11 protein-coding genes are annotated in these 10069 nt (G+C 37.8%); 5 read left to right on the top strand and 6 right to left on the bottom strand.

Features of this window, described 5'->3' with window-relative positions; all coding sequences use genetic code 11:
* Both NZ519_02965 and NZ519_02960 read right to left on the bottom strand, forming a co-directional pair.
* The coding region (locus tag NZ519_02965) for a hypothetical protein (protein MCS7027703.1) at window positions 1-779 on the bottom strand (779 nt) is incomplete at its 3' end.
* A 98-nt stretch (window positions 780-877) separates the two neighbouring features.
* The gene (locus NZ519_02960) at window positions 878-1006 is read right to left on the bottom strand and encodes a hypothetical protein (protein ID MCS7027702.1); all 129 of its coding nucleotides are present in this window, start codon (window positions 1004-1006) and stop codon (window positions 878-880) included.
* Between the two features lie 90 nt (window positions 1007-1096).
* Here NZ519_02960 and ccsA point away from each other — a divergent pair, with 90 nt between their 5' ends.
* Entirely contained in the window at window positions 1097-1810 is a 714-nt protein-coding gene (ccsA, locus tag NZ519_02955; GenBank protein MCS7027701.1) for a cytochrome c biogenesis protein CcsA, read from the top strand.
* A 7-nt stretch (window positions 1811-1817) separates the two neighbouring features.
* Here ccsA and NZ519_02950 read toward each other — a convergent pair whose 3' ends face one another.
* Together NZ519_02950 and NZ519_02945 are read right to left on the bottom strand one after the other, a co-directional pair.
* The gene (locus tag NZ519_02950) at window positions 1818-3353 is read right to left on the bottom strand and encodes an OmpA family protein (GenBank protein MCS7027700.1); all 1536 of its coding nucleotides are present in this window, start codon (window positions 3351-3353) and stop codon (window positions 1818-1820) included.
* Window positions 3354-3384: 31 nt separating this feature from the next.
* On the bottom strand, window positions 3385-4356 hold the full coding sequence (locus NZ519_02945) for a polyprenyl synthetase family protein (GenBank protein ID MCS7027699.1): 972 nt from the start codon (window positions 4354-4356) through the stop codon (window positions 3385-3387).
* Window positions 4357-4567: 211 nt separating this feature from the next.
* Between NZ519_02945 and NZ519_02940 the strand changes: the two genes are divergently transcribed.
* On the top strand, window positions 4568-5632 hold the full coding sequence (locus NZ519_02940) for a M42 family metallopeptidase (GenBank protein MCS7027698.1): 1065 nt from the start codon (window positions 4568-4570) through the stop codon (window positions 5630-5632).
* A 1-nt stretch (window position 5633) separates the two neighbouring features.
* Window positions 5634-6029, top strand: coding sequence for a DUF309 domain-containing protein (locus NZ519_02935; protein MCS7027697.1), 396 nt, complete (start codon window positions 5634-5636; stop codon window positions 6027-6029).
* Between the two features lie 13 nt (window positions 6030-6042).
* On the opposite strand, the gene NZ519_02930 is transcribed toward NZ519_02935, so the two are convergent.
* The gene (locus tag NZ519_02930) at window positions 6043-6225 is read right to left on the bottom strand and encodes a hypothetical protein (protein MCS7027696.1); all 183 of its coding nucleotides are present in this window, start codon (window positions 6223-6225) and stop codon (window positions 6043-6045) included.
* A gap of 3 nt (window positions 6226-6228) precedes the next feature.
* Window positions 6229-7938, bottom strand: a complete 1710-nt coding sequence (locus tag NZ519_02925; GenBank protein ID MCS7027695.1) for an ATP-binding protein — start codon at window positions 7936-7938, stop codon at window positions 6229-6231.
* 78 nt (window positions 7939-8016) lie between these two features.
* Between NZ519_02925 and NZ519_02920 the strand changes: the two genes are divergently transcribed.
* A complete protein-coding gene (locus tag NZ519_02920) occupies window positions 8017-8295 on the top strand; it encodes a hypothetical protein (protein MCS7027694.1) in 279 nt (92 codons plus the stop codon).
* 1 nt (window position 8296) lies between these two features.
* Entirely contained in the window at window positions 8297-9994 is a 1698-nt protein-coding gene (gene recN, locus NZ519_02915; GenBank protein ID MCS7027693.1) for a DNA repair protein RecN, read from the top strand.
* The last annotated feature ends 75 nt before the right edge of the window (window positions 9995-10069 follow it).

Raw genomic sequence — 10069 nt, 5'->3', positions numbered from 1 at the left:
TGTTCTGCGCGTTGTCTTTCCTGCTGCAATTCCTCCGCTAATTTCTCTTTATCTCGTTCTACCATCTTAAAACTCTCTATTATCTCATCCTCTATCTCCATGCTCTTCCTTATCTTCTCCGATGCAGCCGCTTTTAATAAGCGCCGTATCACCCCCCTATACCGCTCAGGATAATCCTCCTCATTTATGCTAATCTCATATTTATGCTCTTTTTCATCAAATAAAGATAAAATCATCTCTAATTCACTTTTCCGTGCTTTCTTTAACTTCGGTATCTGTACAATCACACAATCATGCGTCAAGGATTCAATAAAGTCATCTTTTACATCAATAATTTTCTGCGTACTGTTATCTGTAACGTGCCTGCGTATGCGTAATACAGGATACGGCGGATTACTCTCCAACGGATAACCTAAAAAATACACCGTAATAATCGGTAACGCTTTGACTTCATTTTTCTCGGTTTTGATAATGTTCTGGTCTGCGGCATACTGCTGACCTAAATACCGCCTAAAACGTAAAATATCCGTAGGGAACTTGGCTTTCTGTACTTCTACCAAGACTACTTTTTCTGTACCATCAGGATTTTTTATTTTGGCATTAAAATCCATTCGATATACGGTCATAGAGATAACATCTAGTGTGTATTCCTGCGGTCTGATTTCTAGGTCTATGATTTGCTCTTGCAATAAATCAGATAAGAGGAGTTTAGCAATTTTACTATCTTCCATGAGATACTTAAATACCACATCATAAGCGGGATTAGCAATTTTTATCATAGTACAAAGATAACGAAACATAAGTTTATCGACGTTTGGCTTTAAGTCTTTACCTTGTTTTGGGTTTAGATACAAGGTTAAACTTTGAGTAGGTGGGGTTAGTAAATTTGTAAGGTTAAAATGCGTGAGGCATGCGGAGGGTGGGCGTTAGCCCAGTGCGGAGCGCAGCGTAGCACCGAAGCGATAGCGTAGCCCGAAGCACGCCGACCTTGTGGGCTTTTGCCCACAAGGGCACGCCCAAAAAATTATAAACAATCTATACAAGACTTAATCATCCTCAAAAACAAAAATCAAAACTCTCTTGTTATCTTTGTACTATGGTAAAAAAACACGGATACAAAATTTTAGCAGTAGTATTAGTAACGTATGCATTAGCATGGGGCTTGTTGATGCAGAATATTCCCTACTTGCCTATTCTACACCAAACTATAAGAAATTTGTATTACCATGTGCCTATGTGGTTCAGTATGACTGTGATGATGTTTGTGTCTGTGTACTACGCAATTCTCTACCTAAGAACCGAAAATTACCTCAGTGATATCAAAAGCGTAGCTTCGGCAGAAATAGGGGTGTTATTAGGGATATTAGGACTTTTAACAGGTTCTCTATGGGGTAGATACACATGGGGAACTTGGTGGAGCGGTGATATAAAGCTAAACATGTCTTTGATTGCCGTGTTCATATATTTAGCTTACTTTATTTTGCGTAGCAGCATAGAAGATTCGAAAAAGCGAGCTAAAATTAGTGCTTCGTACAACATTTTTGCTGCGGCATCATTAGTGCCATTACTTTTTATCATTCCGAGACTTACTAACAGCCTACACCCTGGTGCAGATGGAAATCCTGCTTTTAGTGCTTACAATGATAGCTTGAATGCCAACATGCGCCCCGTTTTTTATAGCAGCGTGATAGGTTTTATTTTGTTAGCCTGGTGGCTATTTGAACTAAGGTACAAAATAATAGCCTTAGAATTGAAATTACATCAAAAAATAGAGCAGAAAAATACCGTAGCCGCACACGAACAAAATTAAAGCGTACCTATTCCGTAATTTCAATCTCTATACGCCGATTTTTACGCCTACCTTCTTCAGTAAGATTATCAGCTATTGGGTGAGCATCTCCCATGCCTTTGGTAGTAATAACACTTTCACTTATGCCTTGCTTAATAAGATATTCTTTGACAGAGTTAGCCCTCTGTTCTGAAAGAATTTTATTTTTTTCAGGTTGCCCAACATTATCTGTATGCCCTGTGATAATAACCTTGATATGCGGATTTTCTTTTAATAACTTGACAAGTTTATCTAATTCAACTTTTGAAGATTGAATGTTAAGTGTGGCTTTACCTGATTCAAAAAAGATATTGTTCATAATCATTTTTGTACCTCTGACTGCTCTTTCTAATTTAATATCGCGTACAAATTCCTTAAAAACATGCTCTGCGGGAATGGTAACATATTCAGAATAGAAAGCATATCCCTCCTTGCTGATTGTAATGCCATAAATTCCCCCTGCTTGGACAACCGCAGCATATTTGCCGATAATGTTATTTGTATGTACTACTGCAATAACTTTACCTGCACTATGGTCTGTAATAGTAAGTGTAGCATCTAAGACCTTGTCTGTAAGGGCATCTTTTACAACTCCTGTAAGAGTTACATAAGGTTTTTTCTCTTCTTTGGGGGCTTTTATCATCCAGAGGTCTTGTCCGCCCAAAGAACCTTCTCTATTGGAAGAAAAGTAAGCATATTCTCCATTTGGCGAAAGTACAAAGTATTTGTCGTCTTCTTCAGAGTTAAAAACTGTACCAATGTTAATAGCAGGCGACCAAACGCCATTTTCATACACACTTTTATAGATATCATAGCCACCGTAGCAATCTACGCGCCCATTTGAGCTGAAATACAGGGTCTTTCCATCGGGATGAATAAAAGGTGAGAATTCCGATTCAGAGGTATTGATGTTTTTACCGAGATTTTCGGCAGGAAGCCATTCACCTGTAACAGGATCACGTCTACTCCAATAAATATCATGCATGCCCATTCCTCCTGGGCGATTGGATACAAAAAAAAGCATATTTCCATCTGCAGAAATACTAGGCTGAGATTCCCAATAGTGTGTATTGATAGTATTAGGCAATCTTACGGGAGTTTGCCATTTACCTTCTTCTATAATTGAAACATAGATGTCGCAAAGCGTCCCCTTATTTTCATCACGTACATGATATACTGCTTTTCCATCAGGGGAGATACAAGCTGCGGCATCTACAGAAGGCGTATTTACCTCTTGAAAATTAACAGGCTTTCCCCAAGAGTCCCCTTCCCGCTTAGCGTACCAAAAGTCTTCACTTCCCATACCTCCGCTGCGAGTAGAAGCAAACAAGATAACTTGCTCATCTAATGTAAGTGTGGGCTGATACTCATCATAAATAGTGTTCAGTGGTCTTAAATTTATGGCCTTGTTATCCTTTTTGAAGTGCATTTCAGGAGTAATATATAGCAAAGGAAGAATAGGTTTATCGGCTTGACTTACGTAGAAAAAGAACAAAAAAAACCAGAGAAACGCACTTTTACTCATATAGATATGCAAATATACACAAAAAGAGCAATTACTTATTTCGTTCAATTGTATAATGGACTAATGCAATCATTTTTTGCTTAATTTCTGAATCAGCAAAAATATCTAATTCTTTAATGGCTTTTTGCACATACTCTCTCATCATTTCCTGTGAGTAACCAATCCCATTGTAACCCTTGACAAAACGAATAACTTCATTTATTTTTTCTTTATTGTTGTTATGGTTACGGATAATATTGACAATTCTATGTCTTTCTGTGCGCCCTGCTTGATTGAGCGCATGAATGAGCGGAAGAGTCATTTTTCGTTCCTTGATATCCAAGCCCAAGGGTTTGCCGATGTCATCTGTACCATAGTCTAATAAATCATCTTTAATTTGAAAAGCCATACCTACATATTCGCCAAATTGGCGCATTCTTTCTATAATCTCTTTATCTTCGGTGGTACTAGCCGCCCCACAAGCACAACAAGCTGCAATTAAAGAAGCAGTTTTTTGGCGAATAATTTCAAAATAAATAGGTTCATCTATGTTAAGCTTTCTTGCTTTTTGCATTTGTAATAATTCGCCTTCGCTCATTTCCCGTACAGCTTGCGAAACAATTTTTAACAAATTAAAATCATCATACTCTAAAGACATCAATAAACCTCTCGAAAGCAAAAAATCCCCTACCAATACTGCAGCCTTATTTTTCCACAAGGCATTGATGCTAAAAAAACCTCGCCTTTCATCCGCGTTATCTACTACATCATCATGAATTAAAGTAGCCGTATGAAGTAGCTCCACTAAAGCAGCCCCGCGATAAGTAGCAGGTGTAATTCCACCACATAACTTAGCAGAAAGCAGCACAAAAAGTGGGCGTATTTGCTTTCCCTTTCGCCTGATGATGCTCTGCGTAATTAAATCTAACAACAATACTTTGCTCCGCATAGCTTCGCGAAAGTACTTCTCAAAAGCTTTGAGCTCTTCCTGTATAGGGGCTTGAATTTCTTGAATAGTAAGCATGATATCGCTCCAAAAATACAACTTATTACCTTTGTTCTACTAAAACAAAAATCTTCTCACGTTGGTTGTTTGACGTTTAACAAATTAAGACAACTCAATTCTAATTCCGAAACTTAAAAACAAAAAATAAAACAAATTTTTTACCTGTTTTTACAAACAGTACCTATCTTTGCAATACAACAAAATCTTTCAAATTCAAGTCAGTTCTTATATGGAGTTTAACCTAAAATTACTTAAACAAATATGCGAAATTCCTGGCGCGCCAGGAAGAGAGGATAAAATCCGAGACTTTATTCATGAACAAATAAAATCTTTAATCAAAGCTAAAAAAATAGATAAAAATGACGTGTATGTAGATAACATTGGAAATCTACATGTTATAAAACGAGGTAAAGCTAAAAACCCTAAAAAACTCATGTCCGCTGCCCATTTAGATGAAATTGCTTTCATTGTAAGACACATAGATGAACAAGGTTTTATCCGTTTTACACCTTTGGGCGGTTTTGACCCTAAAACACTTACAGCACAAAGAGTCATCGTGCATGGAAAAAAGGATATTATAGGCTTGATGGGCACAAAACCTATTCATATTATGGAACCCGCAGAGCGTGAAAAAGCCGTAAAAATAACAGACTTCGTAATAGATGTAGGATTGCCCAAAGAAGAAGTAGAAAAAATTGTTTCAATAGGCGATGTAGTTACAAGAGAAAGAGACTTAGTCGAAGTGGGTAACTATGTTTCTACTAAGTCTTTGGATAATCGTGTAGCAGTCTACATTTTGTTAGAAACGCTACGTTATTTAGACACCCATGAGTATGATTTTTATGCCGTATTTACTGTGCAAGAGGAAGTTGGTCTGCGAGGTTCACAGGTAGCTACTCACCTAATCAATCCCGATTTTGCTATCAACATAGATACCACGATTGCTTACGATACGCCTGGAGCTGCTGAACACGAAAAATGCACGCAATTGGGCAAGGGAGTAGCTATCAAAATTATGGACAGCTCTGTGATATGCGATGCACGCATGGTAGAGTTTATGAAAAAAACCGCTGAAAAACACAATATTCCATGGCAGCCTGAAATTCTTGTTGCAGGAGGGACAGACACAGCATCTATGCAAAGATTCGGAAAACACGGAGCAATTGTAGGGGCTATTTCTGTACCTACGCGATACATTCATTCAACCATAGAAACTGTAAGTAAAACAGATGTGTTACATAGCATACAGCTTTTGAAGTACTGCATCGAAGAAATACATACTTACAAATTCTAATATGCCTCATCCCGCTTTATCTAACCCTGATTTTTTGAAAGGTATTCAAGAGTTCAACAACAAAGACTTTTTTGATGCACACGATACTTTTGAAGCCATTTGGCACGACGTTCGTGGCAAAGAAAAAAGGTGCTATCAAGCCATTATTCAATTAGCTATTGGATACTATCATTTGTGTTTTTTGAATTTCAAAGGCGCTCAAAGCATGCTAACCAAAGCTGTGGAAAAACTAGCAGACTATCAGCCACACGCGTTAGGATTAGACACAAAGCATCTTTTGGAAAAAACGGAGTATGTGCTTTCTCGGATAGAAGAATTGGCAGAAGGCAAAATTTTACTCAAAGACATGCCCCCTGACTTTATTCCTAAAATCATAATAGCACAAAACTCCGATTAAGTTTTAGGCTGCATCAATGCCTTTGTTTATCTTCTGATAGTATTTTTGCTTGATTTTTATAGAATTCTTTTTTTTGGGCGTGCCCTTGCCCACACTTCGCTTGCGCTTGTGTGGGCAAGGTCGGCGTGCTTCGGGCTACGCTTTCGCTTCGGTGCTTCGCTTCGCTACGCACTGGGCTAACGCCCACCCTCCGCATGCCTCACGCAGAATAATCTACCTCCTCCACGTACAAACTATCCTTCACACACACCACTACCAACAAATGTAAATACCGCTTGCCCCACAACCGCTCATCCCCACGATAATAATTCAACAACTGCGCCCTCCCTTCCGCTTTCACCTTCTCTAACTCCCCCTCCTGCTCCTTCCTCAAATACTTCAACTCTATCACATACTCATGGGGTTCATCCTCCATACGCTTACGCAAAAACATTAAATCTACATACCCAACACCTCTCACCTCCTCCTCACTCCGAACATCAAATATACTCGAATGCGAAATATACGCTAAAAATACCAACTTCACATACTTCTCATCAAACCGCTGATAATCCCGATTAGAAAGCCCCTTCAACAACCGCTCTACCAAACTCAAAAAACCTCCATAAGCCCCATACAACGCCATATCAATAATACTCTCCTGAACCTTGTCTAAATCATCTCTAAGCACCGCCCGCTCCTGCAACACCTCCGCATAATACTGCCAATACAAAACCTGTATAACCTTATTCGGTATCCTGAACCGTACCGTGTCCCCAAACAAACTCTTTTCAATCGTCAAATTCCCCAAATACGCCAAAAAATTGACAAAATCCGCAGTCGTAAAACCTTTTTCAAAATTGTATATTGTAACTAACTCTGCATCCACGTAGCCATTTTGCAGCACTTCTTCTAACACTTCTTGGTTCTTACTCACATTGACCACTTGAAACATTTGTTTGAGTTTGCCATAGTCAGGGGCAATGTTGGGGTCTAACAACCTGTCAGGAGCTTCGTGAGTACGGGCAAATTCTTTGAGATAGTATAAAACCATATCCGAGTTGTACAGTGTTTGTGTAGATTTTTTATTGAATCGGTATCCATTGTACCATTCTTTCATTTCTTGCAGGGCTTTTTCTTGTAAAGCTTTATCTTGTGTAGTCAATTCTACTAATTGTTGTACTTCTTCTTCGGTAAAGCCGAGCATAGTTTCAAATTCAAGGTTGTGGGTAAGGTTAGTCAGGATGTTAAAACCGCTGGTCAGGGCGTCCAAAGTCAAGGGGGAAACCCCTGTGATAAACAGTCTATCTACAATTCCTTGTTGCGTAGCACTTTTGATAACTTCGTAAAACTTGCGGATATACCCTTGTTTAGACACACTTTCTACAAATTCATTCAAACTGCGGTACAAAATATCATTCGTAAAATGGTCGTATTCATCAAAAAGCAAGTAAAGCGGTTTATCTTTGGGATAATTTTTAAAAAATAAATAGAGCATTTTCTCTGCATCTCTGCTTTGAATAATTTCTGAAAGTGTGGCTGTGTCAAAAACGGTATATTTAAGATTGAACTCCTGTAAACTTCCTTGTATAGAAACGCTAAAACCTCTTTTAGCTTTTTCTTTGGTACTGCTATCTATACCGCTGAAATCAAATCGGAGAATTCGGTAAGTGTTATGCAGTGGTGTGGGGTTCTTACCAATGTAGTACTTGCCAAAAAGTAGTTCAAATTTGTGTGCTTGATTGGTATCGTAGTAGTATTCCAAAATAGATAGCCACAAGCTTTTACCGAACTTGCGCGGGCGTAAAAAACATACTAACCTTTCTTCCTCTAATCGTGGAATAAAAGAGGTTTTATCTACAAAAACGTAGTTTTCTTTGGAAAGTATCTCAAAATTGCTGATGCCGTAAGGAAATTTTATTTTATTCATATCTCAAAACTATAACAAAAAAGACAAGTTTTTGAATATACCTGACTTTGATAGTTCGTTTAGCAAAGTCTTTATTTTATGTTTAGGACTTTATTTTTTTCTATTTTTGTCCCTCAAAACTCAATACGTATGGGAAAACGTCAAGAACGTATAAAAGGTAAAATGCTTCCTAAAAACTTTTCAAAAATAGAAGGCAGAGAGGTCAATGTTATTCAACGAGATGGTATTACTGTGCATGGATATGTTATATTTGCCAACAATGAAAAACTTATTTTAGAAGATTTACGTTACCATAAGCACGAAGTGCCTATCAGCAATATTGCTGAAGTGGTTGTAGATACAGCTGTAGAGAACTAGCATGCTGCGATATCTGCATATTAAAAACTACGCTTTAATAGATGAACTGTACTTAGAGTTTGAACCTGAGCTTAACATCATTTCAGGCGAAACAGGAGCAGGTAAGTCCATTTTGATGGGCGCGTTAGGCTTAGTTTTAGCCAATCGCGCAGACGTCGCTGTTATCCGCCAAGGTGCAGAAAAGTGTTTTGTTGAAGCAAACTTTAAGCTAGATGAAAACTCTATCGTGCACAACTTAATGGAAGAATATCAATTAGATAGAAGTGATGAAATTACTATTCGTAGAGAAATTACAAACACAGGAAAGTCTCGGGCGTTTATAAATGATACACCTGTTAATCTTCAAGTACTAAAACATATTACACATTATTTAGTAGATTTTAATGGGCAAGACCAAGATCAAGAGCTCATGCATCCTGCAGAGCAGCTTCGTATGCTAGATGTGTATGGCGACTCGCTTTCCGAAAGAGAAAAGTTCAAATCTTTGTATGATACTATCACACAACTAGAACAGCAAATTGAACAAAAAAAGCAAGAAGCTATACAAAATAAGCAAAACCTAGATTTTTACCTCTTTCAGTATGAAGAATTAGAAAATGCCCACATTCAACCTGATGAATTACCCGAATTAGAAGCCGAACTCCAAACTCTAGAAAATGCCAGTAAAATTGCCGAAGCTATTCATTATACACAACAAGTTTTGTACGAAGGTGAAAATAACATTCATGGCTTGCTTAAAGTTTGTCAGCAAAAAATAGATAAAGTAAGCACATTTTACAAACGATTAGAAAAAATATCCGAAGAAATTAATCATCTTCGTTATAGCATTGAAGACATTGTCAGCCAACTTACAGAACTTTCAGACCAGCTCAACACGGACCCAAAACGAGAAGATTTTATCCACAAGCGCATAGATACATACTACCACCTGATGCGCAAGCATAACGCAAACACGGTTGAAGATTTAATAGCCAAAAAAAACATTCTAAAAGAAAAAATCAATCATATTGAAACTATTGATGAAGATATTTCTGCTTTGATAAAAGAAAAAGAAAATTTGTGCAAAGAAGCAAGTGCATTAGCGTTGAAACTGTATCAAAAGCGAAGAAAAGCTGCCGAAGCCATCTCCAAAGCAATTGAAGAGAATTTGAAACAAGTAGGAATTAGCTCACCCAAGTTAGTAGTACAAAGTTACATCAATGAACAACCTGATGGCTGGATTGTCATTGACGGCAAGCATTATAAGCCACACCCTTATGGAATTGATAGTGTCATTTTTTTACTTTCTACAAACATTGGTATACAGCCAGGACCTATTCACAAAATTGCATCAGGAGGAGAAATTGCAAGAGTGATGCTTGCGCTCAAAGCAAGCTTAGCGGATAAAATGCAGCTGCCTACTCTAATATTTGATGAGATTGATTCAGGTGTAAGTGGCGAAGTAGCCCTTAAAGTAGGAAAACTATTAGAAAGAATTGCTCAACACCATCAAATTATATCTATTACTCATTTAGCACAGGTAGCTAGCAGAGGAAAAACGCATTTCTTTGTCTATAAAGAAAATGAAAACCAGCAACCTGTTACAAGAGTAAAAAAACTTACCCCTGATGAACGTATTTCTGAAATTGCCAAACTGATTGCAGGTAGCAAGGTAACTGAATCCGCTAAACAAAATGCAATAGAACTACTGAATAGCTAACTCTTGGCAGATTAAAAATAAAAATTCTTGGCGAACTTCTGCTTGCTCGCCAAGAGAACCTAAGTTATTCCTTAC

This window comes from Bacteroidia bacterium (assembly GCA_025056095.1).
Lineage (GTDB): Bacteria > Bacteroidota > Bacteroidia > JANWVE01 > JANWVE01 > JANWVE01.
This window is presented reverse-complemented; position numbering and strand designations above follow the sequence as displayed.